The organism is Aliiroseovarius sp. YM-037 (assembly GCF_048060095.1).
Taxonomy (GTDB): Bacteria; Pseudomonadota; Alphaproteobacteria; order Rhodobacterales; family Rhodobacteraceae; genus JBLUOA01.
The window spans coordinates 392498-417979 of the sequence record NZ_JBLUOA010000001.1; the positions used below are offsets into that span (position 1 = coordinate 392498).

Consider the following 25482-nt stretch of genomic DNA (forward strand, 5'->3'; position numbering starts at 1 on the left):
GACCTAATCTCGCCCGATTTCACTGCCATACCCCGCCTTGGGGAAGCGTAGTAACAGGCCAGATTATGGATCGACTTACAGAAATGGAAGCCTTTGCCACCGTGGTGGATCAGGGTGGATTTACGGATGCTGCCAAGAAGATGGGGATTTCGAAATCCGCCGTCTCGAAACATGTTTCAAGCCTTGAGGCCCGCCTGGGCGCCCGGCTTTTGAACCGCACGACGCGGCGTGTCAGCCCGACGGAAATCGGGTTGGCCTACTATGATCGCGCGCGGCGTGTGTTGAATGATGCAGGTGAAGCGGACGCGCTCGTGACGTCAATGCAGTCAGCGCCGTCCGGTCTCCTTCGGATATCAGTCGCCACGGATTTCGGGGTCAATCACTTGTCCCCGGTTCTGGGCGAGTTCCTTCAGGAATTTCCAGATATCACGGTTAATATGGTGCTCAACAACCGGTATGTGGAACTGATCTCCGAAGGCTTTGACATGGCGATCCGGATCGGGGAGCTGGACGACAGCACGCTCCGGGCGCGGAAACTGACGGAATCGACCAAGCGGATGGTCGGATCGCCGGAATATTTCGAAAAATACGGCCGACCGGAAAAGATCGATGATCTGAACGATCACAAGCTGCTGCATTATTCGAGCCAGTCGAACGGGTCCGTCTGGAAACTGACCGCGCCGTCGGGCGAAAAGCGTCAGGTGCGGACAGCCGGTTGGCTTAGCGTGAATGACGGGCAATCGCTGCTGAACGCCGCGATTTCGGGTCTTGGTATCGCGTATCTGCCAAGCTTCCTTTATGCCGACGCGCTGCGCGATGGTCTGGTCGAGGAAGCGATTCCTGAACTGCCGACCGAACGCCAAGGCATCTACGCGGTTTACCCGCCGGGTCGCTTTACCCAGCCGAAGGTGCGCGCGTTCATCGATTTCCTTGTCCATGCGTTTGCCGACAAGGGGCCGGATAGCTGGTAATTTCGGCCTAAGCGACGCTTTCCATCATTCCGCCGGTGTCAGGATAACCTCGACCCGGCGGTTTTGATTCCGGCCATTGTCCGTCAGGTTGCTGGCGCGGGGGGACAGATAGCCCATGCCTTCGGCGCTGACCTGACTGCGGCTGATCCCGTAGGTATCGACCAAGCGATCCATCACCGATGTCGCCCGCCGCTTCGACAGCGCGACATTACCGGGGAGTGAGCCTTCGGCATCCGTGTGACCCACGAGCGTCACGTTCCGGTTCGGGTTTGTTTTCAGATAATCGGCAAGGGCGGCGAGCGATGGATAGGTGCCGTCGCTGAGCGTTGAAGACCCGATCGCGAAGGTTAGATCGTCAAGCACGACGTAGCCCTCACTCTCCAACATCACGCCAAGTCCGTTTCCGGTTGGATCAAAGCTTAGCCCGGCGGGTGAAATCGTCGGTTGCGTCTTGGTTGACGGCGTCAAGTTTGGGCGCGGCGCGCCGGATGGCCCGACAATCGTGACCTGCACGAACGCGGTATCGCTGCGGCGGCTTACCAGAAGGCTTAGCACCTCGTCCTTGTCGTCGCCTTCCATCCGGGCGGAGAGGAAGCGGTAATTGCCAAGGTCGACGTGCATCTGCGGTTCGGGAGCAACATCGATCCCATACCGGAAATCGAACCCGCCGCAGTCCCAGTCCTTACATTCGAACACGACCTCATACCCGTCTTCGATCAGTTGTTCGCGCAGCGGACCGAGGATCTGAAGCGTGGTGAGGTTGGTCGATGGTATCCGCCAGACCTGCCGGATCACTTCACCCTCAGCGGTGAGGGCGTCGATCTGGTCATCCTCCCATCCGCCAAGCGGCAGTTGATAGCTGCCGAGCGTCTCTGTTTCGTCCAACACACGGACGGAGTTCACCGGGAATTCCAGCGTCATGGCAACACCCGCAGCCGGACAGGCCGCGACGATGGCCGCGTGTATGAGCGTCTTGATCCTCATCTGTGGGCGCTATGATACTCCGCATTGGGGCGCATGTCGGTGGCCGAGGCGACGCGGTTCGTCATGTTAAAGAACCCCGTGACCGACGCGATATCCCAGATGTCCCGGTCGCTGAAGCCGACATCGCGCAGCGCTTGGCGGTCGGGTTCCTCGATCCTCGCGCTGCCTTCGGTCATCTTCGCCGCGAAATCGAGCATCGCGCGCTGGCGCGGATCAAGGTTCGCAACGCGATAGTTCATCACCAGCGTTTCGCCAAGTTCCGGCGTGCCGGACAGTTCGCGCACCGCCGCGCCATGGGCGACAAGGCAGTAGTAGCATTTGTTGATCGACGACACGACAACGGCGATCATCTCGCGTTCCAGCTTGGTCAGTTTGCTATCGGCCAGCATCAGGTCGTTATACATCGCGGCAAAGCTGTTCAGCTTGTCGATGTCGAACGCGTAAGCCTTCAGCACATTGGGGATCAGGCCCAGTTTTTCCTGACAGATGTCAAAATACTTCTGCGTGGCTTCGGGAAGGGGATCGACCATCGGAAGGTCTAATGCGGTCACTTGTTCTTTTGTCATAGTCCTGCCTGTTCGGGCGCAGTTATTTGCCCCGTATTCTGTAATGGTAACGTCCAACTCGTTGCATTTGTAGGGAAGAATACAGCGCGTTTGCCGCTGCGTTTTGATCCGTGACAATGACAGAGAACCAGTCGGCCCCGTTATCGTCTGCCCAGCGGGCTGCGGCGCGCATGATGTTGATCGCAACCCCTTGGCGGCGTTGTGTTTTTGTGACTTCAAGCGCGTGCAGCATTGCGGTGTTTTCGTAGATCGCGACATAGGCGACCCCGGCGGCGCGGTCGTTCTGGCGGCCCAAAATTGCGGTCTTTGGCCCTTTCGCGCGATCCATCACGGCCAGACGCGCGGGGCCGATACCACCCTCGGCCCACAACTCCTCCATGATCTGGAGGGGCGGGAATAAGGTGAACGCGGTCAGGCGCGGTGCCTCGTTTTGGGTGAGTGTCTTGGTCGGGGAAATATAAAGTGTCACCGGGTCGATCAGATCGTAGCCGCGTTCGGCAAGGGCGGCGTCCAGCGCCCCTTCGCCTTCGCGCAGCATGAACAGGGGCGTTTCGCCAAGCGCGATCATCGCAGCTTCGGCCTTGGCGATGTCGGGGAGTTGCCCGGTGACTTCGGCGGTGGCCGCAGACACCCGCTTGCCCCCACCGGCGCCGTTGCGGATCGTCCAGCCGTCTTGCACGGTGGTTTCGGCGGGGGGCCATGTCGCCTCACACACGGCGTAGAGTATTTCTGCGTCGGGCTGCGCCATCAGGTGTCGTCGGCAAACAGATGGGCAAGCCGGGTCATGGCCGCATCGATGTCGGCGCCGCTGGTGCCCCGAACCACGATATTGGTGCCGTAAACGCCATCCTTCACGAACGGGTATGACCCGATAGAAAGGTCGGGGAAATCATTCGCCAACTTGCCAAGTGGCTCGGCCACGTTGCCTTCCCCCCGCATCAGCCGCATGGTTTGGGATAGAAGGGGGCTGCCACCGGTCAGATGGGGCAGGATGCTGGCCAGCATCGCCTCAAACACTTGCGGCACACCGGCCATGACATGCACGTTCTCAATCGTGAAGCCGGGCGCGGCCGATACCGGGTTTTCGATCAACGTCGCACCATCTGGGATACGGGCCATGCGCAGGCGGGCGTCGTTCAACTCTCGCCCCGATTCATCGTAATGTGCTTGCAGGATCGCGCGGGCGTCGTCGCGAATGCTGATCGGCGTGTCGAATGCCGCCGCGATGCACTCTGCCGTTATGTCGTCATGCGTCGGGCCGATCCCGCCAGAGGTGAACAGATGGTCAAACCCTGCCGCCAGCGCCCGCGTCGCCGCTATGATCGCCGCGCGGTCGTCCGACACCACGCGCACCTCTTCCAGATCGATCCCGTGCTTTGTCAGCGCACCCGCCAGATGGTGCATATTCGCATCGCGCGTTCGACCGGAGAGGATCTCATCACCGATGACCAGCATTGCGGCAGTGGGGTTCGGCATTGGCGGCTCCTTGTCTGGCGGTTAGGTCTGGTATAGGCCGCAGGAATGCGGTTTCAAACCCCCTTGATCCCCGGTGTGCTCATCCAACGCTACAAACGCTTTCTGGCGGATGTGCGGCTGGCGGACGGAACCGAAGTCACCGCCCACTGCGCCAATCCGGGGTCGATGCTGGGGCTGAAAGAGCCGGGGATGAAGGTTTGGCTGGAGCCGAATGACGATCCTAAGAAAAAGCTGAAATACGGCTGGCGCTTGGTCGATCACGAAAACGGGCATTTCACCGGGGTCGACACGTCCGTCCCGAACCGCGCACTGCGCGTGGCGTTCGAAGCGGGCGAAGTGCCAGAGGTCGCGGATTATGAAAATGTCCGGGCTGAGGTGAAGTATGGCACCAACAGCCGCATCGATTTCCTTCTGACCGGGGAAGGGCGGCGCGATTGTTACCTTGAGGTGAAGTGCGTGACCCTCAGCCGCGAGGCGGGGTTGGGGGAGTTTCCCGACAGCGTGACCGCACGCGGCGCGAAGCATCTGGTGGAACTGACGGAGATGGTGCGAACCGGCCACCGGGCGATCATGTTCTACCTCGTCCAGCGCACGGATTGCAGCCGCGTCACGCTGGCCGCCGACATAGATCCGACCTATGCCGCCGGGTTCGCCACCGCCCGCGCCGCGGGGGTCGAAGTCATGTGCTATGACACCAAAATCTCTCCCGACGGGGTATGGCTGGGCAAACCCTTGCCGTTTTTTGATCCGGATTAGGACATTCGCCCCCTCTGGCACATTGCGGCGACCTGCATTATCTAGACCCAAAGCGAACATACGGAGAGACCCTTGGACGATACCCGAGGCCGGATAACCAAAGACGGCATCCGCATTTATGAGCCCGGCGATTTTGCCGGGATGCACGCGGCTGGCAAGCTCGCGGCAGAGATCCTTGATGAGGTCGCAACCCTCGTCGAACCCGGTCGCACGACCGGCGACATCGACCGTTTCATCACCGAGCGGGTGGAACAGGCGGGCGCGAAATCGGCAACGATCGGCTACAAGGGTTATCAGCACGCATCGTGCATCAGCGTGAACCATGTCGTGTGCCACGGCATCCCCGGCGACAAGACGCTGAAGGATGGCGATATCCTGAACGTCGATGTGACGGTCATCGTCGATGGATGGTTCGGCGACACAAGCCGGATGTATGTCGCAGGCAAGCTCAGCCGCAAGGCGGAGCGGTTGATCCAGATCACCCATGACGCGCTGATGGTGGGGATCGAGGCGGTGAAGCCCGGCAACACCTTTGGCGACATAGGCCATGCGATTCAAAAATACGTCGAAAGCAACCGGATGTCAGTTGTGCGTGATTTCTGCGGGCACGGGCTGGGCCGTGTGTTTCACGCGCCGCCGAACGTGCTCCACTATGGACGCGCCGGGACGGGTGCGGTGCTTGAGGAAGGCATGTTCTTCACGATTGAACCAATGGTGAATCTGGGTCGCCCCGAAACCAAAGTGCTCGCCGATGACTGGACTGCCGTGACCCGCGATAAATCTCTGTCCGCGCAGTTTGAACATTCGGTGGGTGTAACGGCGGATGGGGCAGAGATTTTCACGCTGTCGCCTGCAGGCAAGTTTCACCCGACCTATTCGGCTTAATCTGCCCTTAGGAACGTCACATGCGTATCGCCGTATTTGCGGTGGTCGAGGGGGTGGAACCCCTCGGGCGCGTCTTGCGGGCTGCTTTCCTCCCAGACGATTAACGCACCGGAAGCGATCCAACCGCCGGTTTGTGCGGCGGAAAGCGCCTTATGCCCCAACCCTTTCCCATAGGGCGGGTCGAGAAAAAGCAAATCACAAGGTTCGCCGGTATTCGCGGGCAGCCGCGTGGCGTCGCGGCGCATCAGCGCGGTGTCCGCCTGCCGCCGACACAGCGCGATATTGTCCTTCACCAACCGCTGCGCCGCGCGGCCATCATCGACGAAGGTCACATGCACCGCACCGCGGCTAAGCGCCTCAAGCCCGAGTGCTCCGGTTCCGGCGAATAGGTCGAGAACGCGGGCGTCGGAGATCGGATCGTCATACCGCCCGCCCATCAGCACGTTGAACAGGCTTTCCCGCACCCGGTCGGTCGTGGGTCGCAGATGCGCGCCCGCATCGCCCTTACCAACCGAAGTCAGCGCAAGGCCGCGATGGGTGCCGGCGATGATCCTCACGCTTTCAGCAGGGTCTTCAGGTCGGTTGCGGGGTTCGCCACGATATCTGGCGCAGGGGATTTGCCCGCCTCGATCAGCCGCTTGCCGACCATATAGGCACGGGGATCGTTCATTGCGTCGACGGCAAGCAACTTGTCACCGGCATAATACCAATGGGACTGCGCGCCATCTGCCTCGCCGGGGCGGGTGACGACCCGGTCATAGCCGGTGTTCAGTCCCGCAATCTGCAATTTTACGTCGTATTGATCTGACCAGAACCAAGGCTGCGGCACGTAATCCTTCCCGTCGCCGAGGATGTTTTCGGCCACGCACTCCGCCTGATCAATCGCGTTCTGCACGCTTTCAAGCCGGATGCGTTCGCCTTTGTAGGGGAACGACGCGCAGTCGCCCGCGGCCCAGATTGCCGGGTTTGACGTGCGCCCCTGTGCATCGACCTTTATCCCATTATCGACTGCCAACCCGGCAGCTTCCGCCAACCCCGTCGCAGGTGTGATGCCAACGCCCACCACCACGACGTCCAGAGGAAGCTCCGTCCCGTCGGTCAGCCGCGCGGAGCGGACGCGCTCATCCCCAAGCAGGGTATCGAGGCCGACGCCCTCGCGAATATCGACGCCGTGTGACCGGTGCAGGGCCCGGAAATAGTCCGAGGTTTCGGGCGCAGCGACACGCTGCAGGATGCGGTCCGCCATCTCGACCATCGTGACATGAAGCCCAAGCTTCGCGGCGACTGCCGCCGCCTCAAGCCCGATATATCCGCCGCCGACGATCAGCGCTTTCTGACCGGGCACGATATCGTCGGCCATGTGGTCGACATCTTCGAGCGTTCGTACGACGTGAACGCCCGTCAGGGCACCGCCGATCGATTCCGGCAGGCGGCGTGGGGTCGACCCGGTCGTCAATGCCAGGGCATCATAGGCAAGCGTTTCATCGCCGACCGTCACGGTCCGTGCATCCGCATCAATTGCGGTGACCGGTTCACCCAGCTTCAGCGTGATGTTTTCATCCGCATACATCTTTTCTGGCCGCAGAAACAGCCGCTCCAACGTCATTTCGCCAAGCAAATAAGCCTTTGACAGCGGCGGGCGTTGATAGGGCGGCAGGGGTTCTTCGCCGATCAGGGTGATCTGGCCGTCGAACCCCAGATTGCGCAACTTCACCACCAACGAAGACCCGGCCTGCCCGGCGCCGATCACGACGATATGCTTCATTCAATGCGTCCTCTGCTGTGGTCAGTTGCAAGGCGAAAGCCTATATCTGTGCATGTAGAAAACGCAATCATGCAAAGGACGTAATCATGGCTATTTCTGTCGGAGACAAACTGCCGGACGTGAACTTGATGCAAATCGGAGAGGAAGGACCGGAAGCCGTCGCGCTGGGCGATAAGGTCAAGGGTCGCAAGGTCGTGATCTTTGCCGTGCCGGGCGCCTATACCCCGACCTGCCATTCGGCCCACGTGCCAAGCTTCATGCGCACCAAGGGTCAGTTCGACGAAAAAGGCGTGGAAGAGGTGATCTGCGTCGCCGTCAATGACCCGTTCGTGGTCAAGGCGTGGGGCGATGCGACAGGTGCTGCCGGGTCTGGCATCACGATGCTGGCCGATCCCGAAAGCGAAATGACCAAGGCCATCGGCATGGATTTCGACGCGCCGCCCGCAGGATTGCTTGGTCGCTCAAAACGCTACGCAATGCTGGCGGAGGATGGCGAGGTCAAGATCCTCAACGTCGAAGACAGCCCCGGCGAGTGTGAAATTTCGGCGGGCGAGGCTTTGCTGGCCGATATGTAAATTGACTGGGCCGGAGGCGGAGAAACCGCCCCCGGTCTTTCTTTATCATTCCGCGGCCTGAACCAGCGTGCGTGTCGGGAACGGAATGTCGATCCCGCCCGCATCAAACGCTTCTTTCGCCGCGCGCGTCAGGTCGAATTTCAGCGTCAGGTAATCGGCGCTGTCGCACCAGACGCGAACCTCAAAATCGACTGAGCTATCGCCGAGGTTGGCGACTTTCACCAGTGGTTCCGGCTCCTGATGAATCCGATCATCGCGCCCGATCACGTCGCGGATCGCCTCTTCGGCCTTTTTTAGATCGGTGTCGTAGGACACGCCAAATGTCAGGTCGAGCCTGCGCGTCGGATAAACCGAATAGTTAGTGATCGGCGCGCCCCAGATCTCGGCGTTTGGCATCACGATCTTGACGTTGTCAGTGGTGGCGAGTTCCGTGGTGAAGATCGCAATATCCTTCACCGTGCCCATTTCGCCGCCGATCACGACGAAATCACCCAGTTTGAACGGGCGGAACGCGATAATCATTACGCCGGCAGCAAAGTTCGACAATGTGCCTTGCAGGGCAAGGCCAACGGCCAGACCCATCGCACCGATAACAGCGATGATCGACGCGGTCTGAACGCCAAACCGGTTCAGGATAAAGACCAGCCCGAACACCAGAATCGCGTAGTAGGTGATGTTCCCAAGAAACGAAAAAAGCGTATCGTCCAGATGTTCGTGACGCTCTCCGACGCCGATTACGCGCCGCTTGGCCCATCCGGCGACGATAAGGGTCACGATGAGGATCAGGATTGCCGCGAGGACGTTCCCCGCAATGCCTGCCAACCATTCGACAGAGATTATGTCCCCGATGGTTGTGCCGTTGAAAATCTCGGTATTCATAAAGTCGTTCATTCTGCCAGTGCATCCATTTTTCTTGCAAGTTTCGTGTCGAGCGCGGTCAGGCCGTCTGAGTCATGGGTGGTCAGCGTCACTTCGACCTGGTTGTAGGTGTTCGACCATTCCGGGTGGTGGCGCCACTTCTCGGACCAGATCGCGACGCGGGTCATCCAGCCAAACGCTTCGATGAAGTTCTTGAACGTGAACGCCTTGCAAATTGCATCGCGGTCGCCGTCCAGCGCCCAACCGTTTTCAAGAAGGGGGGAGAGTTCCTCTCGCCGCTCTTCCTCGGTCAGTTTCGGTTCGCTCATTGCTTTTCCTCCACGTCGGGATTGCGGAAAGGGCCATAGCTCGTCAGCACCTCGATCTCGTGTTCAACAGCGTCCCGTTCTGCGTCGAGGTATCGGCTGACCGCATCGCGGAACCGGGCATCCGCGAACCAATGAAGGGAGTGTGTGGTGACGGGCATATAGCCCCGCGCCAGCTTGTGATCGCCTTGCGCTCCGGCCTCGACCGTTAGCAAATCGTGTTTGATCGCGTGGTCGATGGCTTGGTAGTAACAAAGCTCGAAATGCAGGCAGGGGTGATCTTCGACGCAACCCCAGTAGCGGCCATAAAGCGTATCACGTCCGATCATGTTCATCGCGCCAGCCACCCAGGTGCCGTCCCTTTCCGCCATCACAAGCAAAATATCATCGCGCAAGGTGTCCTGCGCGATGTCAAAGAAAGCGCGCGTCAAATAGGGGGTGCCCCACTTTCGCGCGCCGGTGTCCTGGTAGAAACGCCAGAAGGCGTTCCAATGTTCCATACGAATGTCATCGCCGGTCAGTTGGTGTATATTGCCGCCAAAATCATGGGCCGTTGCGCGTTCCTTGCGGATGTTCTTGCGCTTGCGGGACGACAAGCTGCCGAGGAACGCGTCAAAATTGGTGTATTCGGCGTTTTTCCAGTGAAACTGCTGGCCCGTTCGGTGCAAAAGCCCGATTTGCTCGCCCGCGTCCGCTTCATCCTTGGTGCAGAATGTGACGTGGACCGAAGACAGCTCGTTTTCCGCGGCAAGCTGCACCGCGCCTTGCACAAGTGCCGATAGCCCGGTGGTTTCAAATCCGGGGCGGGTCAGGAACCTGCGCCCCGTAACAGGGGTGAATGGAACAGCCAGTTGCAGTTTCGGATAGTAGTGCCCACCCGCCTGTTCGTACGCGTGTGCCCAGTTGTGATCGAAGATGTATTCGCCCTGACTGTGCCCCTTCGCATAAAGCGGCGCGACGGCGATCACTTCACCCTCAATCCGCGCAATGACATAGCGTGGTGTCCAGCCCGTGCCCGCCCCGACAGAGGCCGAGCGTTCCAGCGCCATCAGGAACCGATAGGTGGTGAACGGATCAATCGGGCGGCCACTATCCGCCGCCTCGGGGCAGGCGCAGGCATCCCACTCGGCGGCGTCGATCCCGGCGAGGCTGCCCAACACGCTGATTTCGATTTGCTGGTCGCTCATCTGCCCGGTCCGCTCATCCGGTATAGATTGGGGGTGCGGCGGGGCACGTCAAGCGCCGGGATGCGCGGCGGCATAGCCTTCAAACGTGATGTTGTCGGCGGTTTTGCGGGCCTCGGCCTCTTGTTCGGGGCTGCGGATTGTCCAGCAAAGGATCGGCAGGCCGCTTTCTTTCAACTCCTGCACGCGCGGGCGGGACAGGTCGCTGGCCTGGTGGCTGATGAAGCCCGCGCCGACGCGGTCGACATCGGGGATTTTGCGCAGCGCATCGCGACGTTCCGGCGGGACCATCTGTGTGTCGCTGTCGGCATATGCCTCGGTCACGAGGCCGCGCGGCAGGTTCGGTGCTGCTTCGGCAAGCGCCGCGACGGAATGTGGGTTGAACGACATAACCGCCGCCGGGCCGTCATAACCCGCGAGCACATCGGCCACTGCGCGTTCCAGCGAGCCGACATTCGGCCCCAACGCCCCGTCCTGATCCTTCAGTTCGATCAGCAACGGCACCCGACCTGCCGTCAGGGTCAGGACATCCGCAAGGGTCGGTATCGTTTCGTCCGTGCCAAGAAGGGACAGGCGCGACAGCTCCTCAGCCGTTCGTTGCTGGATCGGGCCGCTTTGCCCGGTCAGGCGCGCCAGACCGTAGTCGTGAAACACCATTGGCACGCCGTCGCGGCTGGGTTGGATATCCATTTCAATCCCATAGCCCGCATCAATCGCGGCCCAGAACGCGGCGCGGGAGTTTTCTGGCCGACCCGCCGCATGGTCGTGCAAACCGCGATGCGCGATCGGGATTGTCAGGAAACTATCGGGCAAAGGGATCATTTGATTTGGAATACACCGTCGATTTCAACCGCAACCCCCAGCGGCAGGGATGGCGTGCTGACCGCGGCGCGGGCGTGACGCCCGGCCTCACCCAACGCTTCGCCAAGCAGGTCGGACGCGCCGTTGATGACCTTGGGCTGGTCGGTGAAATCCGGCGTCGAATTGACAAAACCGGTCAGCTTCACGACCCGGACCAACCGATCAAGATCGCCATCACACGCCGCCTTGACCTGCGCCAACAGGGCAAGGGCACAGACTTTCGCGGCGGCAGCACCCTCTTCGGTCGTCATGGTATCGCCGAGTTTCCCGGTAATCAGCCCATCCGGCCCGTTGGAGATTTGCCCCGAGACATAAACCATCTCTCCGACCTTCACCCACGGCACGTAGTTCGCGGCAGGGGCGGGCGCATCCGGCAGGCTGACCCCGAGCTCTTCCAGTCGTGTTTCGATCAATCCGGTCATATCATCCTCCTGAACCTGTTGGCTGGACGCTATCGGGGATGCACAGGGCTGAAAACCAAAAAGACCTGCAATGCCGCGCAATCCAGCGTTTTGTTCATCAATTCGCTGGTCCGGGTTTCCATACATGGACGCTCAGGCATTATCCGCTTATTAATGATTGTCACCGATCGGCCACATGATCTGCCGTGAACGCCCCGATCGGTTTGGACATCGGCCCGGATTCACGATCTACCGGGCTTGGAGATTGAACGCGACGCAAGGATTATCTGTGCCCGAAGCTGCCCATTCCCGAAGATTCAGAGTATCGACACTGTTTGTCATTGGCGCGCTGATGCTGGTCACGGCCTGCGCCCAGCAACCGGCTGGCGGTATTCAAGACCCGCATGAAGAGCAGAATCGCCGCGTTCATGCCGCCAACCGCGACATCGACCGGGTACTGCTGCGCCCGACGGCGAACGCCTATGGCGGCGGGCTGCCGCAGCCGGTTCGTCAGGGTGTCGGTAATTTCGCATCGAACCTCGGCCTGCCGAGCAAGGTCGTGAACAACCTGCTTCAGCTTGATATCGAAGGCGCGTTCCAGAACACGTTCCGCTTTGCCTTCAATTCGACCATCGGGCTGGCCGGCGTGCTTGACCCCGCGACCGAGGCGGGGTTGACCAAGGTCGATACCGACTTTGGCGAAACGCTATATGTTTGGGGTGTGCCTGAGGGCAATTATGTCGAACTGCCGGTGCTTGGACCCTCGACCGAACGGCATATGGTCGGGCGAGTCGTCGATCTGTTCACCAATCCGCTATCCTACGCGATTGACGCTCCGGAAAGCTATGTCGTGGTCGGGGCCAATACCCTTTCAAGAGTTGGGGATCGCTACGACTATTCTGCTACGGTCGACTCGGTCCTATATGAAAGCGAAGACAGCTACGCGCAGGCGCGGTCGCTCTACCTTCAGAACCGTCGGTTCAAACTGGGGGCCGAGGTGACAGAGGCCGAAGCGGACGAGATCGACGCATTGTTTGAGGATTTGTACGGTGAGTAAGATGAACAGACGAAACTTCATGGGCGCTGCTGGCGCGGGCCTGATGGCAACGGTCGCTTTGCCTAGTGCAGCATTGGCGCTGACAACCGGAGAGGCACAGGCACTGATTACCCGGGTTGTGGGTGACATTCAGAACGTCATCAACTCAGGCGCGTCGGAATCGCGGATGCTGTCGCAGTTCGAAGGGATCTTTGAACGCTATGGCAATACGCAGGTGATCGCGCTTCGTGTGCTCGGGTCAGACGCGCGGTCGGCCAGTCAGGCGCAGCTTCGCAACTATGTCGCAGCCTTCGAAGGCTATATCGCCCGCAAATATGGTCGCCGGTTCCGCGAATTCATTGGCGGCCAGATTGCCGTCATCAACGCCCGCCCGGTGAAAAGCTGGTTTGAGGTACAAGCCACCGTCACCCTGCGCGGCCAAGCGCCGTTTCGGGTCGATTTTCTGGTGAAAGAAGCGGGTGGTCGCAACCTGTTCTTCGACCTCTCGATCGAAGGCGTCAGCCTGACCCGTGTGGAACGCGAAGAAGTTGGCGCAATGCTCGACCGACGTGGCGGCAATATCGACCAGTTGATCGCCGACCTGCAGCGCGCCGGATAAGATGGTGCGCAGCTTGCCCGCCCTGATCGCCGCAACGGTTTTCAGCGCGGGCATTGCACAAGCAGGCGCGTTCGACGGCATTTTCAGACAAACGGCCGAGTCCGACTGCACGTTGATTGGGCAGGACGGCGGCGCGTTAAAGATCGAAGACGATGTGTTCTTCGGTGTCGAAAGCCAATGCAACATGGCAAACCCGACCGATGTGCGGGACATGGACGCCGTGCTTTACGACATGGAATGTTCGGGCGAGGGCACGACTTGGATCGCCCGCGCACTGTTCATGCACGCCGCCGATGACGGGTTGATCATGGTCTGGAACGGCTTTGCGTTCAAATACGACCGCTGCACCGAAGGCGACGTTGTCGACAGCGCAGTGGACTCCGAAACGGCTGAGTAGGCCGCAGCACCCCTAATTCCGCCGCCCACCGCCAAAGATATCCCGAAGCAAGTTCTCAATCGCGTTTTCCGCGCCCCGGTTCCGGCGTCGTGGCTGCTGTTGCGGTACGGGCTGCAGCGGCCGGGGTGGTTCTGGCGTGATCATTGGCAGCGGCTTTGCCTCCAACCCATCATGCACACGCACCATGGTTTCGTGCCAGATTTCGGCAGGAAGTCCGCCGCCCGTCGTTCCGCTAAGGGGGGTGTTATCGTCGTAACCCATCCAAACGCCCGTCACGTAATCAGCGGTGAAGCCGATGAACCACGCATCCCGTGCGGCTTGGGTAGTGCCGGTCTTGCCCGCAGCCTGACGGCCCGGAAGTTTCGCGCGCCCGCCTGATCCGGCCTCAATCACACGGCTCATCATATAGGTCAGCTGCCGCGCTGCGCTTTCTGTGATGACGCGTTCGCCGATGCCGCCTTCCTGCTCCATCAACGGAGTGTCTTCACCCTGCAAGCGCAATTCGATCAGGCCGTAGGGCGTGACGGAACTGCCGCCGTTCAGGATACCGGCATAAGCGCCCGTCATCTCGATCAGGGTGGATTCCGACGCACCAAGCGCAAGCGCCGCCCCGGCGGCAAGGTCGCTTTCAATGCCGAACCCGGAGGCGATGGCGCGGACGTTATCGCGGCCTACGGCCTCTGACACCCGCACGGCTGCGGTGTTCAGCGAGTTTTGCAGCGCTTCGGTTAGCGTCACGGTGCCGTAGTAGCGCCGCGTATAGTTTTCCGGGCTGTAGGGCGGCGCGCCGGGCTCAGTGATCGTCAACGGCGCGTCCTCGACATAGTCGTTGTAGGTATAGCCGAGGTCGAGAGCGGCGGCGTAAACGAACGGCTTGAAGGCTGATCCGGTCTGGCGCAACGCTTGACTCGCCCGGTTGAACGCGCCTGAGACTTGCGTGTCGCGCCCGCCCACCATTGCGCGCACGGCCCCGTCTGCCGACATCACAACAATCGCCGCCTGCGCTTCTGAGCCTTCTTTGACCTTGGTGTCAAAGATATGCTTCATCGCTTCTTCGGTGGCGCGTTGAATGCGCTGGTCAAGCGTCGTGCGCAGAATCACGTCTTCGGTCGTGTCGCGGGTCAGGAAATCCGGCCCGCTGCGCATCACCCAATCGGCAAAGTATCCGCCCGCGCGGGCGGCGGCGGCTTCGGACAGCGACGCTGGGTTCTGAACGGCGTTGGTGTGTTCGGCGTTCGTCAGATAGCCCTGTTCGCGCATCAGCTTCAGCACCGTTTCGGCCCGCGCGCGAGAGCGTTCGATGTTGTTCGTCGGCGCAAATCGTGACGGCGCGACCAGAAGACCGGCCAGCATCGCGGCTTCTGACGGGTTCACTTCGTTCGCGGATTTGCCAAAGTAGCGCTGGCTCGCCGCCTCAAACCCACGGGCACCGGCACCAAGGAAGGCGCGGTTAAGGTAGATCGTCAGGACTTCGTCCTTGGTGAACTTGGCTTCTAGGGCGAGGGCATAGACAGCCTCTTTCATCTTCCGCCACAGGGAACCGCGGCGGCAGTCGGCCTCATACTGGGCTTCGGACAAGCCGCTGGTCGGATCGTAAGGCTCACCAAGACACAGCAGCTTGGCAGTTTGCTGGGTGATGGTCGATCCGCCATGACCCGAAAGCGGGCCGCGCCCTTCGCGCAGGTTGATCCGAACGGCAGAGGCAACGCCCCGCGGGCTGATCCCGAAATGGCGGTAAAACCGTTTGTCTTCGGTGGCGACAACCGCATCGCGCAAGTAAGGCGACACGGTGTTAGCGGTAATCATCCCGCCGAACTGATCGCCGCGCCATGCAAAAACACGCCCCTCGCGGTCCAGCAGCGTGACAGAGCCGCGCGCGCGTTGATCGACAAGCGTCGTCATGTCCGGCAGCGTGGTGTAGATGTAACCGGTTGCCACCGCCACGATCAGCCCCAGGACGAGGGCACCACGCCACGCGACACCCCAGATCACGCGCAACAGCCAGCGGAACGGCTGAAGCAGTTTCGCGACAAGCGAGTTGTTCTTGCGTGCGGGTTTGCGGCGCACGGGTTTCTTCTTGGCCGCAGGTTTGCGCGGCGCGGGCTTCTTCTTCGCCGGACCGGATTTGCCCGCCGGATATCGCCGCTCCGCAACCAAGGGGGGCTTTTTTTTGCCTGTTCCGCTCATCTAACACCTGCAATTTTTTCGGCAATCTACACACATCATCCAGCAATGTGGAGCCGATTGCGTGGATTTAGACGTTTTTCACCTGCTTAGTTCTTGGGCAGCGCCGCCCAAATTCTAGGCTTTTCGCACTTGCAGCATTTTTCGGCCCGAAATCAACTCAACTTTGCTTGAACTCCCCCTATTGGCCCCGCGCATTCTGCAAGTGCGAAGAATTCAGCGGAAGAAGGGGTATGACGTGAAACTGATCATAGCGACCATAAAGCCGTTCAAGCTTGAGGAGGTGCGCAGCGCGCTGACCGATCTTGGCGTGCGCGGCATGATGGTGACAGAGGTCAAGGGGTTCGGCGCGCAATCCGGCCATACGGAGATTTACCGGGGGGCGGAATACACGGTCAATTTCGTCCCGAAAGTGCGCCTTGAGCTCGTTGTGACGGCCGCGATGGCCGATGACGTGATCGAAACCATCAAGACAACTGCCCACACCGACAAGATCGGCGACGGCAAGATTTTCGTCCTCCCCGTCGAGCGCGCGGTTCGGGTGCGCACCGGAGAGACAGATCACGACGCGCTGTAACACGGCGCCAGAAAGGGAATGGATCAATGATACTCAGACTACTCACACTTGCCGCGCTTGTTGCGGCGCTGCCAACCCTCGGCCTCGCACAAGGGGCGGATATGACGCCACCCAACGGTGATATCGGGTTTATCTTCACCAGCTTCATGTTCCTCGTTGCGGGGTTCCTCGTCTTCTGGATGGCCGCCGGGTTCGCGATGTTGGAGGCCGGCCTTGTGCGCGGCAAGAACGTCACGATGCAATTGACGAAGAACATCGCGCTGTTTTCGTTGGCGGCGATCTTCTACTACCTGATCGGCTACAACCTGATGTATCCGGGCGATGGTTGGACAATCGACGGTATTATCGGCGCCTTCGGTGCCGCGGGGCTTGAGCCTGTGGGTCTCGAAGGCGCAGAGCCGGACCTGACCTATGCCTCCGTCGGGTCGGACTTCTTCTTTCAGTTGATGTTCTGTGCGACGACGGCCTCCATCGTGTCGGGCACCTTGGCCGAGCGGATCAAGCTGTGGCCGTTCCTGATTTTCGTGATCGTGCTGACCGCGCTGATCTACCCGATTCAGGCAAGTTGGAAGTGGGGCGGCGGGTTCCTTGATGGCATGGGCTTTCAGGATTTCGCAGGCTCGACCGTCGTGCATTCCGTCGGCGGCTGGGCGGCGCTGACCGGCGCGCTGATCCTCGGGCCGCGGCTGGGCAAATACAAGGACGGGCGGACCGTGCCGATGCCGGGGTCAAACCTGACGCTGGCGACGCTTGGCACATTCATCCTGTGGCTGGGTTGGTTTGGCTTCAACGGCGGATCGCAGCTTTACATGGACACGGCCGGGAGTGTCGCGGATATCAGCCGCATCTTTTCCAACACCAATACGGCCGCTGCTGGGGGTGCAATAGCGGCCCTGATCCTGACCCAGTTGCTTTACAAAAAGCCGGATCTGACAATGGTGCTGAACGGTGCGCTTGCCGGGCTTGTGTCGATCACAGCCGAACCCCTGACGCCGACGCTTGGCGGTGCGACGCTGATCGGTGCGGTCGGCGGTGTCATCGTGGTCTTCGCGGTTCCGTTCCTTGATCGGATGAAAATCGATGACGTGGTCGGTGCGATCCCGGTTCACCTGATCGCGGGCATCTGGGGCACGCTTGCCGTGCCGCTGACGAACCCGGCGGCGAATTTCGGCACGCAATTGATCTCGATCATTACCGTGGGCGCGTTCGTCGTGATTACGTCGGGTGTGATCTGGCTTTCAATCAAGGCTATCGCCGGGCTGCGCGTTGACGAGGAAACTGAGATCAACGGCCTCGACATGGCGGAACTTGGGATGGAGGCCTACCCTGAGTTCTCTGCTGGCTGATGTCCTTCCTTTCAGCCGAGAGAAACTGGCCCGGGCTTTGCGCCCGGGCCTTTTTTGTCAGATGCCGGATTTGATAATCGCATCCGCAAGAATCGGCACGGTCTTGGCGTTCAACCCGGCGATGTTCATCCGGGAATCGCCGATCATGTAGATACCGTGATCGCGGCGCAGGGTTTCCACCTGTTCGGGCGTCGCACCGAGGCGGGAGAACATGCCCCGGTGCTGCCCCAGAAAACCGAAGCGATCCGAGCCCGAAAGGCGCTGCAATTCCGACGCGAGGTTTTTGCGCAGGTCGAGCATGCCAAGCCGGACTTCTTCCAGTTCCGCCTGCCAGTCGGCGCGCAGCGCGTCATCGGTCAGGATCATCGACACCAGCCGCGCGCCGTGATCGGGCGGGAACGAATAGTTCTGGCGGTTGAGGAACGCCAGATTGGCCTGCGTCACCTTGTGAAGCGCCTTGTCCTGCCCGACCGCCATCAGGATGCCGGTTCGTTCACGGTAGATTCCGAAGTTCTTTGAACAGCTTGCGGCGATAATGGTTTCCGGCATCTCTGACGCGACCATACGCACGCCTGCGGCGTCGTCTTCCAGCCCGTCGCCAAAGCCCTGATAGGCGATGTCGACGAAGGGGGTGAGGCCCATGTCCTGCATCAACGCGATCACTTCAGCCCATTGCGGCAGGGTCAGGTTCGCGCCGGTCGGGTTATGACAGCAGCCGTGCAGCAGGACGATGTCACCCGCTTTCGCCTTGCCGAGGTCTTCGAGCATCCCGTCGAAATCGACGCCGCCCGTTTCATTGTCGAAATAGCGGTATTCCTGCATGGGAATGCCAAGGTATTTGATGATCGACGGGTGGTTGGGCCATGTCGGGTTCGACAGCCAGATCGTTGCGTCGGGGGCGGCCATCCGGATCAGCTCCAACCCCTGCCGGATCGCGCCGGTGCCGCCGGGCGTTGCTGCCGCGGCCACCTGATCGCGTTCGACGGACGTGCCAAGAACCAGCGCGACCATTGCATCGGCATAGGCCGGATCGCCGGCGAGGCCCGTATAGGCCTTGGTCGTCTCGGCCTCCCATAGCTGCTTCTCGGCGGCCTTGATGGCCCGCATCACGGGCGTGTTGCCGCTCGCGTCCTTGTAGACCCCGACGCCAAGGTCGATCTTGTCGTCGCGCGGGTCGTCCTTGAACATCTGCATCAATTGCAGGATCTTGTCGGCTGGCTGCGGTTTGAGATTGGTCAGCATTTTATTCGCCTGTTTCTACGTTAAGGTCGTTGAACATGCCCCATTCGGCCCATGATCCGTCATAAAGCGCGTGGCGCCGATGGCCGGTCCGTTCCAGCGCAAGGCTAAGGATCGCTGCCGTGACGCCGGACCCGCAGGTTGTAATTGCGGGTTTCGACAGGTCCACGCCCGCGTCTTCGAACACCTTGGTCAAGGCGTCGGGCGATTTCATTGTGCCATCGTCGTTCAGAACGCTTTTGTAGGGCACGTTGACGGATGTGGGGATATGCCCGGCGCGCAGGCCGGGGCGGGGTTCGTCTTCTTCACCGCGAAACCGGGGGGCGCCGCGGGCGTCGATGATCGTTGCATCACCCAGTTTCGTCGAGGCGGCGACTTGCGTGACGTCCTTTACCAGATTTGCCTGACGTTGAACCGTCATGTGGCGGTCTCGGACCATCGGGGGAAGGTCTTCGACCGGGCGATCCTCGGCCTGCCATTTGGCAAAGCCACCGTCGAGCACGGCAACATCTGTTTTGCCCATCAACCGGAACAGCCACCAGACGCGTGCGGCGGAAAACAAGCCAGCGCCGTCATAGACAACGACCTGATGACCGTCACCCACGCCCATCGCCCGCAGACGCGACACGAATTTCTCGGGCGGGGGCGCCATATGCGGCAGGTCCGACCGTTGGTCGCTGATGTCGTCGATATCGAAAAACCGCGCGCCAGGTATATGCGCCGCATCGTATTCCGCGCGGGCATCGCGACCCATATCGGGCAGATACCAGCTTGCGTCGAGAATGCGCAGATCGGGGTCGTTCAGATGCTGGGCCAGCCAGTCGGTTGAGACCAAAGTTTTGGGATCATCTTCAGACATCGGGCAACCCTTGTTAGACTCGGTTGACCTTGCCTACCCAGAGGGGCCATCGGAAACAAGAGGCGGGGCGCGCATATCGTGGTCGCGCACCCCGCGAAGCGCTATTATTTGCTCATCATATTGCGAACAACGCCGACAATCGCCAGCAACACGCCGCCGCCAACGCCGCCCGAGGCGACCTGTCCGATGATCGAACCGACGTCCAGACCGCTTGACGCGGCATCCACAGCCCCGCCCGTCATCGCGCCGATGATCTGGCCACCGATACCGCCGCCGACGATCCCCGAGATCGAGTTGATCAGCGTACCTTGATTAAGATTCTTGATCGCACTACCGGCGACGTTCCCGCCAACCGCGCCTGAAATCAGACTAATGAGAAGTTCCATCCCTATTTCCCTTTCCTTTGGGCCGCAAAAATACACGCCAATGGAATGCCCAGACCTTGGCTTGGGCGGAGCGTATCAGGTGGCTAGAATTGGACAGAAGGGGAAATAACGTCGGGCTTTACCCGTTGCGCAAAAGACGCTGTTTCTGGCGATTCCAGTCGCGTTTCGCCTCGTTCGCGCGTTTGTCGTGGACCTTTTTACCCTTTGCGACACCTATCTTCAGCTTCGCAATCCCCTTGTGGTTGAAATACATGACAATCGGAACCAGCGTCATGCCCTGCCGAGACGTTGCCTGCCACAGCCGCGACAGTTCGCGCTTTGAAACCAAGAGCTTGCGTTTGCGGCGTTCTTCGTGGCCCCAGGTCTTCGCCTGTTCATAGGGTGAGATATAGCCGTTCACCAGCCACAGCTCGCCTTCCTCAACCGCGGCGTAACTGTCGGCGATATTGACCTGACCGGTGCGGAGGGATTTGACTTCCGACCCCATAAGCTGAATGCCGCATTCAAGGTCATCCTCGATCGCATAGTCATACCGCGCCCGCCGATTTTCGGCGATCACCTTATAGTTCGGGTTTTCGTTCTTCTTGGCCATGGCCATATTGCCTATCGCGCTGTGTGCGGGGTGTCCATGCCTCGCCCACGCCGGAGGCTTAGGGAGCCTTCGGCGAGAGTATTTTTGGCAAGATGAAGCCCGGTGTTAGTTGATCAGCCCGGCGTGCCGCATGGCCGCATCGATTTTACCTTTGGTGCTGTCGAGCAGGCCGGTATGGGGGGAGCGGACCTCTTCCGAACACAGGCCGAGTTTGGACAGGCCGTATTTTGCTCCGATCAGGCCGGGTTCGATAAAGATTGCCTCATGCAGCGGCATAAGCCGGTCCTGAAGTGTCAATGCCTTGGCGTAGTCGCCGGCGAGCGTGGCCTCTTGGAATTCGGCACACAGGCGGGGCGCGACATTCGCGGTGACAGAGATGCAGCCCGTGCCGCCATGAGCGTTGAAGCCGAGGGCAGTCGCGTCTTCGCCGGATAACTGGATGAAGTCCGCACCGCAGGACATCCGCTGTTGCGACACGCGGGCGATATCGCCGGTTGCGTCTTTCACGCCGATGATGCGCGGAAGCTTCGCGAGCTCTCCCATCGTTTCCGGGGTCATATCGACGACCGAACGGCCCGGAATGTTGTAGATGATGATCGGCAGGTTGCAGCAATCATGCAGCGCCGTGTAATGCGCGATCAGTCCGCGCTGGGTCGGTTTATTATAGTAGGGTGTTACGACAAGCGCCGCATCCGCGCCGACGCTTTCGGCGTGTTGCAGGAAACGTTCGCTTTCAGATGTGTTGTTTGACCCCGCACCGGCAACAATCGGGATGCGCCCGGCGGCGGCGCGCACAACCTCGGACACGACGGTTTCATGTTCGATGTGGCTGAGGGTCGGGCTTTCGCCAGTGGTGCCCACCGGGACCAGCCCATGCGTGCCTTCGGCGATGTGCCATTCCACCAGCTTTTTCAGCGCATCAAGGTCCAGCTTGCCGTTGCTGAACGGCGTGACCAGAGCAGGGAGAGACCCTTTGAGCATGATACGCATCCTTATTGGAGGGGCCGAGTCGGCCCGGTTTGAGTGCGGCGGAACCTAGCCGCCTTCGCGTCAATTGCCAAGTTTGTGAGTTGATGGAAAGAGGGTATTGTCTACATTCGGCCCAGAATCCCCTGTTTTGGCGAAAGGTCACCGAAATATGCGCGTGCTTTCCATTGTATTGCTGCTTTTGTCGCTGGCGGCGAGCGCGTCTGCCGCGCAGGACACGCCACTCGCCCGCGCGATGAAGCATGTCCGCGCGGATGAATGGTCGGCGGCGATCGCTGCTGCCCGTCCGGCGGGGCAGGTTGCGCTGGACGTCGTCGAGTGGCGTCGTCTGCGGGCCGGGATCGGGCAGTTCAGCGATTATCAGGCGTTTCTGGCGCGTAATGGCGATTGGCCGGGGTTGAAGGCGCTGCGCAAGCGCGGCGAGGGGTCGATCACCGGTGCTGTCTCCGCAACCGAGGTTTTGGAATATTTCGCCGAACAGCCGCCACAGACCGGCGACGGGGCATATCAGCGGGTCCGGGCGTTTCGCCAGACCGGGCTGGAAGGTGACGCGATGGCAGAGGCTGTCAAATCCTGGCGAACGCTGTCGATTGGGCGCAACGCGCGCGCGAATTTTCTTGAGGCTTACGGAAGCCTGCTGCAACCGCATCATCAGGCGCGGCTTGATATGCTGCTGTGGCGCGGGTTGACGGATGAGGCGACAGCGATGCTGCCGCGGGTCAGCGAAGGATGGCGCAAGCTGGCCGCCGCGCGGATTGCGCTGAGGCAAAGCAAGGGGGGCGTTGACGATCTGATCGCAGCGGTTCCGCCATCGCTGCGCGATAATCCGGGGCTTGCCTATGAACGGTTCCTGTGGCGCTTGCGCAAGGGGTTCGAGGGGTCGGCCCTTGAGATGATGGAAGCGCGCAGCGGCAGTGCTGAGGATTTGGGAGAGCCGAACCTTTGGGGCGGATGGCGGCGCGTCTTTGCCCGCCAGCTGATGCGCGACGGAGAGGCTGCGCGGGCTTACCGCCTCGCGTCGTCCCACCACATCGCCGAGGGGCGCAACCACGCGGATCTGGAATGGCTGTCAGGCTATATCGCCCTGCGAAAGCTGGATGACCCCGAAACCGCGTTGCAGCACTTCAGGCGGTTCCGCGCGGCGGTCTTCACGCCGATCAGCCTTGGCCGTGCCGGATATTGGGAAGGCCGCGCGCAGGAGGCGCTGGGCAATGACGAAGGCGCGCGTGCGGCCTATGCGTTCGGCGCGGAATACCAGACCAGCTTTTACGGATTGCTCGCCGCGGAACGGGGCGGGCTGCCGATGGATATGGACCTGACCGGTGATGGGCTGGTCGAGGATTGGCGCGAGGCGGACTTCATGCAGTCGAGCGTGATGCAGGCCGCGCTGATGTTCCACGAAGCCGGAGAGCGCAATCTGGCCGAACGCTTCATGGTGCATCTGGCAGAAACGCAGGACGAACGATCCCTGCGCCTGATGGGGGATCTGGCGCTGTCGCTGGACGAACCGCATCTGGCCCTGATGATCGCGAAACAGGCAGCGCAGCAGGGCTATGCCTTGCCCCGCGCCTACTATCCGCTGCATCCGTTGGTCGATGAGGACCTACCGGTGCCGACAGAGCTTGTGCTGTCAATCGCCCGGCGCGAGAGCGAGTTTGATTTCGTTGTGGTCAGCCCCGCTGGCGCACGCGGCATGATGCAGGTGATGCCGGGCACCGCGAAGGATGTCGCGAGAGAGCTTGAGCTCGCCTATGACGGCAACCGCCTGCTGAACGACTGGAAATATAACGTCAGACTCGGCAGCTCTTATCTGGAGGGGCTGATCGATGAATTCGGGCCGTCCTACGTGCTGGTCGCGGCGGGATATAATGCCGGGCCGTCGCGGCCCCGCCGCTGGATTCAGCGGTTCGGTGATCCGCGCAGCGCGGGCGTCGATGTCGTCGATTGGATTGAGCATATTCCGTTCAGCGAAACCCGGAACTACGTGATGCGGGTAATGGAATCTATCCCCGTCTATCGTGCTCGGCTGACCGGAGAGACCGCTCCGCTGCGCCTGTCAAAAGAACTGCGCCGCTCCCCCAGTTAGCTTTTGACCTGATGCGTCCGCCAGAGGGTGAACAGGCCAGCGGACACCACGATTACGGCGCCGATGGCGACGTTTAGCCTAAGCATCTCTCCGAGGAAGATCAGGCCGATGGCTGATGAGAAGATCAGTTGCAGATAGGCAAAGGGCTGAACGGCGCTCGCCTCAGCCGCTTCGTAGCATTTTATCAGCAGCCAATGGCCCAATGCGCCGGTGACGCAAAGGATGCCCATCCAGACCCAGTCGGGATTTGTCATGTTTTCCCAGTGGAACGCGCCGATTGCGGTCATGACGACCGCGCCGACGATGCCGGTCCAGAAAAAGCTGGTCGCGGCGGTGTCTTTGCGGGCGGCGTAGCGGGTCAGCAGGCCATAAAGCGCGAACAGGAAGGCGGCGGCCAGCGGGATCGCTGCGTAGGGCGAGAAAACCGCGACACCGGGCCGTAGGATGACAAGGATACCGACAAAGCCGATCCCAATCGCGCCCCACCGACGCCAGCCGACCTTTTCGCCAAGGATCGGGCCAGACAGGGCGGCGATCAGCAGCGGGTAGCTGGTAAAGACTGCGTGGCTTTCGACCAAACCGAGGTAGGTGAAGGCAGCGATCATCACGCAGATTTCCGCAGCTAGAAGCAGGCCCCGGATGATTTGCAGGATCGGCTGCCGAGTCGCTGCCGTTCGCCGCAACCCGCCGCCTTTTCGCGCGGCAACCGCGATCACGAAGGTTGCCAAGAACCAATAGCGGATCATCACCACCATAAAGACGTTGTAGGTTGAGGCGAGGTGACTTGAAATTCCGTCCTGCACTGCGAAAACAAGAGTCGCAGCAACCATAAGAAAGATGCCGAGGCGGGTGTTGTTTTCACTCATAAGGAGTGGCCAGTTTCGCGGTTGTCATGTGGCGCTTGCGGCCAAATCCTTGGGTTCTGGTAACAGCGAACCCCGCGTCAGAGAGTGCCCGGCGCACGGCCCCGGCGGCGGTGTAGGTCGCGCAGGTGCCGCCGGGCTTGGTGTGCTCGGCGACCGTTTGCATCAGGTCGGCCTGCCACAGTTCGGGGTTTTTCGTCGGGGCGAACCCGTCAAGAAACCACGCATCCGCCGCGCCGTTCCAATCGGCCAGCGTCTTGCGGGCGTCGCCGATGCGGATGTCGGCGATCAGGTCGTCGGTTTCGATACGCCGCTGCCCGGCGGCCCATTGCGTGAGAAACGGACCGGCAACCGCCCGCGCCTCGGGGAAGGCGGACAGAGCTTTGTCCATATCCGCCGCATCCATCGGGAATGCTTCGAACGACGTGAATCGCAAGGGGCCGTCGATCTTGGCCGCGCGCCAGTCGATCAGTGTGGCGAACAGGTTGAGCCCGCTGCCAAATCCAAGCTCCGCAATCTGGAAGCCCGACGTAAACCGCCCCGGCAACCCATTTCCGGCCAGAAACACATGGCGGGTTTCGGCAAGCCCATCGACGACCGAGAAATACGGATCATCAAACCGGCGCGAAACGGGCGTGGTGCCATCTTTCCAATCCAGCTCTGCCGTCTGGTCAGCCATCGGATGATCCCCTAGAACGCGATA

The 25482-nt window shown here is 60.8% G+C and carries 29 protein-coding genes; 10 read left to right on the plus strand and 19 right to left on the minus strand.

Annotated elements, in window-relative coordinates; genetic code table 11:
• Positions 1-65 precede the first annotated feature (65 nt).
• On the plus strand, positions 66-971 hold the full coding sequence (locus tag ACEWPJ_RS01825; protein ID WP_416510449.1) for a LysR family transcriptional regulator: 906 nt from the start codon (positions 66-68) through the stop codon (positions 969-971).
• Positions 972-995: 24 nt separating this feature from the next.
• On the opposite strand, the gene ACEWPJ_RS01830 is transcribed toward ACEWPJ_RS01825, so the two are convergent.
• Genes ACEWPJ_RS01830 through ACEWPJ_RS01845 form a run of 4 tightly spaced genes read right to left on the minus strand, consistent with a single transcriptional unit; the run spans position 996 to position 3997 of the window.
• Positions 996-1955: an OmpA family protein gene (locus tag ACEWPJ_RS01830; RefSeq protein ID WP_416510450.1), complete on the minus strand. Its 960-nt coding sequence runs from the start codon at positions 1953-1955 to the stop codon at positions 996-998.
• The gene (locus tag ACEWPJ_RS01835) at positions 1952-2521 is read right to left on the minus strand and encodes a peroxidase-related enzyme (RefSeq protein ID WP_416510451.1); all 570 of its coding nucleotides are present in this window, start codon (positions 2519-2521) and stop codon (positions 1952-1954) included. Before ACEWPJ_RS01835 ends, ACEWPJ_RS01830 begins: the two co-directional genes overlap by 4 nt.
• Before the next feature lie 22 nt (positions 2522-2543).
• Positions 2544-3269 carry a GNAT family N-acetyltransferase gene (locus ACEWPJ_RS01840; protein ID WP_416510452.1) on the minus strand — a complete coding sequence of 242 codons (726 nt, stop codon included), beginning with the start codon at positions 3267-3269 and terminating at the stop codon, positions 2544-2546.
• A complete protein-coding gene (locus ACEWPJ_RS01845; RefSeq protein WP_416510453.1) occupies positions 3269-3997 on the minus strand; it encodes a competence/damage-inducible protein A in 729 nt (242 codons plus the stop codon). The genes ACEWPJ_RS01840 and ACEWPJ_RS01845 overlap by 1 nt, the downstream gene beginning before the upstream one ends.
• A 45-nt stretch (positions 3998-4042) precedes the next feature.
• Between ACEWPJ_RS01845 and sfsA the strand changes: the two genes are divergently transcribed.
• Positions 4043-4753, plus strand: coding sequence for a DNA/RNA nuclease SfsA (sfsA, locus tag ACEWPJ_RS01850; protein ID WP_416510454.1), 711 nt, complete (start codon positions 4043-4045; stop codon positions 4751-4753).
• Positions 4754-4825: 72 nt separating this feature from the next.
• Positions 4826-5638 (plus strand): type I methionyl aminopeptidase, encoded by an 813-nt coding sequence (gene map / locus ACEWPJ_RS01855; RefSeq protein ID WP_416510455.1) that lies wholly within the window; start codon positions 4826-4828, stop codon positions 5636-5638.
• Here map and rsmD read toward each other — a convergent pair.
• Positions 5635-6195, minus strand: a complete 561-nt coding sequence (gene rsmD, locus ACEWPJ_RS01860; protein ID WP_416510456.1) for a 16S rRNA (guanine(966)-N(2))-methyltransferase RsmD — start codon at positions 6193-6195, stop codon at positions 5635-5637. The two genes, map and rsmD, sit on opposite strands and share 4 nt — an antisense overlap.
• On the minus strand, positions 6192-7403 hold the full coding sequence (locus tag ACEWPJ_RS01865) for an NAD(P)/FAD-dependent oxidoreductase (RefSeq protein WP_416510457.1): 1212 nt from the start codon (positions 7401-7403) through the stop codon (positions 6192-6194). The genes rsmD and ACEWPJ_RS01865 overlap by 4 nt, the downstream gene beginning before the upstream one ends.
• An 86-nt stretch (positions 7404-7489) precedes the next feature.
• Here ACEWPJ_RS01865 and ACEWPJ_RS01870 point away from each other — a divergent pair, with 86 nt between their 5' ends.
• Positions 7490-7978 carry a peroxiredoxin gene (locus ACEWPJ_RS01870; RefSeq protein ID WP_416510458.1) on the plus strand — a complete coding sequence of 163 codons (489 nt, stop codon included), beginning with the start codon at positions 7490-7492 and terminating at the stop codon, positions 7976-7978.
• A gap of 45 nt (positions 7979-8023) precedes the next feature.
• On the opposite strand, the gene ACEWPJ_RS01875 is transcribed toward ACEWPJ_RS01870, so the two are convergent.
• Genes ACEWPJ_RS01875 through ACEWPJ_RS01895 form a run of 5 tightly spaced genes read right to left on the minus strand, consistent with a single transcriptional unit; the run spans position 8024 to position 11629 of the window.
• Positions 8024-8869 carry a mechanosensitive ion channel family protein gene (locus ACEWPJ_RS01875; RefSeq protein WP_416510459.1) on the minus strand — a complete coding sequence of 282 codons (846 nt, stop codon included), beginning with the start codon at positions 8867-8869 and terminating at the stop codon, positions 8024-8026.
• Positions 8866-9165 (minus strand): 4a-hydroxytetrahydrobiopterin dehydratase, encoded by a 300-nt coding sequence (locus ACEWPJ_RS01880; RefSeq protein WP_416510460.1) that lies wholly within the window; start codon positions 9163-9165, stop codon positions 8866-8868. The genes ACEWPJ_RS01875 and ACEWPJ_RS01880 overlap by 4 nt, the downstream gene beginning before the upstream one ends.
• Positions 9162-10349, minus strand: coding sequence for a GNAT family N-acetyltransferase (locus ACEWPJ_RS01885; RefSeq protein WP_416510461.1), 1188 nt, complete (start codon positions 10347-10349; stop codon positions 9162-9164). Before ACEWPJ_RS01885 ends, ACEWPJ_RS01880 begins: the two co-directional genes overlap by 4 nt.
• A 48-nt stretch (positions 10350-10397) precedes the next feature.
• Complete coding sequence (locus ACEWPJ_RS01890; RefSeq protein ID WP_416510462.1) at positions 10398-11168, minus strand: glycerophosphodiester phosphodiesterase family protein; 771 nt, start codon at positions 11166-11168, stop codon at positions 10398-10400.
• Entirely contained in the window at positions 11165-11629 is a 465-nt protein-coding gene (locus tag ACEWPJ_RS01895; protein WP_416510464.1) for a RidA family protein, read from the minus strand. Before ACEWPJ_RS01895 ends, ACEWPJ_RS01890 begins: the two co-directional genes overlap by 4 nt.
• A 268-nt stretch (positions 11630-11897) precedes the next feature.
• On the opposite strand from ACEWPJ_RS01895, the gene ACEWPJ_RS01900 reads away from it, so the two are divergent.
• From ACEWPJ_RS01900 to ACEWPJ_RS01910, 3 genes are read left to right on the plus strand one after another with little or no spacing between them, the layout of a single operon-like run.
• Positions 11898-12665, plus strand: a complete 768-nt coding sequence (locus tag ACEWPJ_RS01900; RefSeq protein ID WP_416510465.1) for a VacJ family lipoprotein — start codon at positions 11898-11900, stop codon at positions 12663-12665.
• A gap of 1 nt (position 12666) precedes the next feature.
• The gene (locus tag ACEWPJ_RS01905) at positions 12667-13263 is read left to right on the plus strand and encodes an MlaC/ttg2D family ABC transporter substrate-binding protein (RefSeq protein WP_416510467.1); all 597 of its coding nucleotides are present in this window, start codon (positions 12667-12669) and stop codon (positions 13261-13263) included.
• Between the two features lies 1 nt (position 13264).
• Positions 13265-13660 (plus strand): hypothetical protein, encoded by a 396-nt coding sequence (locus ACEWPJ_RS01910; protein WP_416510469.1) that lies wholly within the window; start codon positions 13265-13267, stop codon positions 13658-13660.
• A gap of 12 nt (positions 13661-13672) precedes the next feature.
• Here the strand turns inward: ACEWPJ_RS01910 and ACEWPJ_RS01915 are convergent, their stop codons facing one another.
• Positions 13673-15847 carry a PBP1A family penicillin-binding protein gene (locus ACEWPJ_RS01915; RefSeq protein ID WP_416510471.1) on the minus strand — a complete coding sequence of 725 codons (2175 nt, stop codon included), beginning with the start codon at positions 15845-15847 and terminating at the stop codon, positions 13673-13675.
• Positions 15848-16082: 235 nt separating this feature from the next.
• Here ACEWPJ_RS01915 and ACEWPJ_RS01920 point away from each other — a divergent pair, with 235 nt between their 5' ends.
• A complete protein-coding gene (locus ACEWPJ_RS01920) occupies positions 16083-16421 on the plus strand; it encodes a P-II family nitrogen regulator (protein WP_416510473.1) in 339 nt (112 codons plus the stop codon).
• Between the two features lie 26 nt (positions 16422-16447).
• On the plus strand, positions 16448-17767 hold the full coding sequence (locus tag ACEWPJ_RS01925; protein ID WP_416510475.1) for an ammonium transporter: 1320 nt from the start codon (positions 16448-16450) through the stop codon (positions 17765-17767).
• Positions 17768-17824: 57 nt separating this feature from the next.
• On the opposite strand, the gene ACEWPJ_RS01930 is transcribed toward ACEWPJ_RS01925, so the two are convergent.
• From ACEWPJ_RS01930 to dapA, 5 genes are all read right to left on the minus strand, one after another.
• Positions 17825-19009, minus strand: a complete 1185-nt coding sequence (locus tag ACEWPJ_RS01930; protein ID WP_416510476.1) for an aromatic amino acid transaminase — start codon at positions 19007-19009, stop codon at positions 17825-17827.
• Between the two features lies 1 nt (position 19010).
• Positions 19011-19865, minus strand: coding sequence for a 3-mercaptopyruvate sulfurtransferase (gene sseA, locus ACEWPJ_RS01935; RefSeq protein ID WP_416510477.1), 855 nt, complete (start codon positions 19863-19865; stop codon positions 19011-19013).
• Between the two features lie 104 nt (positions 19866-19969).
• Complete coding sequence (locus tag ACEWPJ_RS01940) at positions 19970-20251, minus strand: hypothetical protein (RefSeq protein WP_416510479.1); 282 nt, start codon at positions 20249-20251, stop codon at positions 19970-19972.
• Positions 20252-20369: 118 nt separating this feature from the next.
• Entirely contained in the window at positions 20370-20843 is a 474-nt protein-coding gene (gene smpB / locus ACEWPJ_RS01945) for an SsrA-binding protein SmpB (protein WP_416510480.1), read from the minus strand.
• A 105-nt stretch (positions 20844-20948) separates the two neighbouring features.
• Positions 20949-21824, minus strand: coding sequence for a 4-hydroxy-tetrahydrodipicolinate synthase (dapA, locus tag ACEWPJ_RS01950; protein WP_416510481.1), 876 nt, complete (start codon positions 21822-21824; stop codon positions 20949-20951).
• A gap of 157 nt (positions 21825-21981) precedes the next feature.
• On the opposite strand from dapA, the gene ACEWPJ_RS01955 reads away from it, so the two are divergent.
• A complete protein-coding gene (locus ACEWPJ_RS01955; RefSeq protein ID WP_416510482.1) occupies positions 21982-23916 on the plus strand; it encodes a lytic transglycosylase domain-containing protein in 1935 nt (644 codons plus the stop codon).
• Here ACEWPJ_RS01955 and ACEWPJ_RS01960 read toward each other — a convergent pair.
• Both ACEWPJ_RS01960 and mnmD read right to left on the minus strand, forming a co-directional pair.
• Positions 23913-24782, minus strand: a complete 870-nt coding sequence (locus tag ACEWPJ_RS01960; protein WP_416510483.1) for a DMT family transporter — start codon at positions 24780-24782, stop codon at positions 23913-23915. The two genes, ACEWPJ_RS01955 and ACEWPJ_RS01960, sit on opposite strands and share 4 nt — an antisense overlap.
• Entirely contained in the window at positions 24775-25458 is a 684-nt protein-coding gene (gene mnmD / locus ACEWPJ_RS01965) for a tRNA (5-methylaminomethyl-2-thiouridine)(34)-methyltransferase MnmD (protein WP_416510484.1), read from the minus strand. The genes ACEWPJ_RS01960 and mnmD overlap by 8 nt, the downstream gene beginning before the upstream one ends.
• Between the last annotated feature and the right edge of the window lie 24 nt (positions 25459-25482).

What these genes read in the sequence shown, in the direction of transcription:
- ACEWPJ_RS01825 (WP_416510449.1), top strand. Translation starts at nt 66, where the DNA reads ATGGATCGACTTACAGAAATGGAAGCCTTTGCCACCGTGGTGGATCAG.
- ACEWPJ_RS01830 (WP_416510450.1), bottom strand. Translation starts at nt 1,955, where the DNA reads ATGAGGATCAAGACGCTCATACACGCGGCCATCGTCGCGGCCTGTCCG.
- ACEWPJ_RS01835 (WP_416510451.1), bottom strand. Translation starts at nt 2,521, where the DNA reads ATGACAAAAGAACAAGTGACCGCATTAGACCTTCCGATGGTCGATCCC.
- ACEWPJ_RS01840 (WP_416510452.1), bottom strand. Translation starts at nt 3,269, where the DNA reads ATGGCGCAGCCCGACGCAGAAATACTCTACGCCGTGTGTGAGGCGACA.
- ACEWPJ_RS01845 (WP_416510453.1), bottom strand. Translation starts at nt 3,997, where the DNA reads ATGCCGAACCCCACTGCCGCAATGCTGGTCATCGGTGATGAGATCCTC.
- sfsA (WP_416510454.1), top strand. Translation starts at nt 4,043, where the DNA reads ATGCGGTTTCAAACCCCCTTGATCCCCGGTGTGCTCATCCAACGCTAC.
- ACEWPJ_RS01865 (WP_416510457.1), bottom strand. Translation starts at nt 7,403, where the DNA reads ATGAAGCATATCGTCGTGATCGGCGCCGGGCAGGCCGGGTCTTCGTTG.
- ACEWPJ_RS01870 (WP_416510458.1), top strand. Translation starts at nt 7,490, where the DNA reads ATGGCTATTTCTGTCGGAGACAAACTGCCGGACGTGAACTTGATGCAA.
- ACEWPJ_RS01875 (WP_416510459.1), bottom strand. Translation starts at nt 8,869, where the DNA reads ATGAACGACTTTATGAATACCGAGATTTTCAACGGCACAACCATCGGG.
- ACEWPJ_RS01880 (WP_416510460.1), bottom strand. Translation starts at nt 9,165, where the DNA reads ATGAGCGAACCGAAACTGACCGAGGAAGAGCGGCGAGAGGAACTCTCC.
- ACEWPJ_RS01885 (WP_416510461.1), bottom strand. Translation starts at nt 10,349, where the DNA reads ATGAGCGACCAGCAAATCGAAATCAGCGTGTTGGGCAGCCTCGCCGGG.
- ACEWPJ_RS01890 (WP_416510462.1), bottom strand. Translation starts at nt 11,168, where the DNA reads ATGATCCCTTTGCCCGATAGTTTCCTGACAATCCCGATCGCGCATCGC.
- ACEWPJ_RS01895 (WP_416510464.1), bottom strand. Translation starts at nt 11,629, where the DNA reads ATGACCGGATTGATCGAAACACGACTGGAAGAGCTCGGGGTCAGCCTG.
- ACEWPJ_RS01905 (WP_416510467.1), top strand. Translation starts at nt 12,667, where the DNA reads ATGAACAGACGAAACTTCATGGGCGCTGCTGGCGCGGGCCTGATGGCA.
- ACEWPJ_RS01910 (WP_416510469.1), top strand. Translation starts at nt 13,265, where the DNA reads ATGGTGCGCAGCTTGCCCGCCCTGATCGCCGCAACGGTTTTCAGCGCG.
- ACEWPJ_RS01915 (WP_416510471.1), bottom strand. Translation starts at nt 15,847, where the DNA reads ATGAGCGGAACAGGCAAAAAAAAGCCCCCCTTGGTTGCGGAGCGGCGA.
- ACEWPJ_RS01925 (WP_416510475.1), top strand. Translation starts at nt 16,448, where the DNA reads ATGATACTCAGACTACTCACACTTGCCGCGCTTGTTGCGGCGCTGCCA.
- ACEWPJ_RS01930 (WP_416510476.1), bottom strand. Translation starts at nt 19,009, where the DNA reads ATGCTGACCAATCTCAAACCGCAGCCAGCCGACAAGATCCTGCAATTG.
- sseA (WP_416510477.1), bottom strand. Translation starts at nt 19,865, where the DNA reads ATGTCTGAAGATGATCCCAAAACTTTGGTCTCAACCGACTGGCTGGCC.
- ACEWPJ_RS01940 (WP_416510479.1), bottom strand. Translation starts at nt 20,251, where the DNA reads ATGGAACTTCTCATTAGTCTGATTTCAGGCGCGGTTGGCGGGAACGTC.
- smpB (WP_416510480.1), bottom strand. Translation starts at nt 20,843, where the DNA reads ATGGCCAAGAAGAACGAAAACCCGAACTATAAGGTGATCGCCGAAAAT.
- dapA (WP_416510481.1), bottom strand. Translation starts at nt 21,824, where the DNA reads ATGCTCAAAGGGTCTCTCCCTGCTCTGGTCACGCCGTTCAGCAACGGC.
- ACEWPJ_RS01955 (WP_416510482.1), top strand. Translation starts at nt 21,982, where the DNA reads ATGCGCGTGCTTTCCATTGTATTGCTGCTTTTGTCGCTGGCGGCGAGC.
- ACEWPJ_RS01960 (WP_416510483.1), bottom strand. Translation starts at nt 24,782, where the DNA reads ATGAGTGAAAACAACACCCGCCTCGGCATCTTTCTTATGGTTGCTGCG.
- mnmD (WP_416510484.1), bottom strand. Translation starts at nt 25,458, where the DNA reads ATGGCTGACCAGACGGCAGAGCTGGATTGGAAAGATGGCACCACGCCC.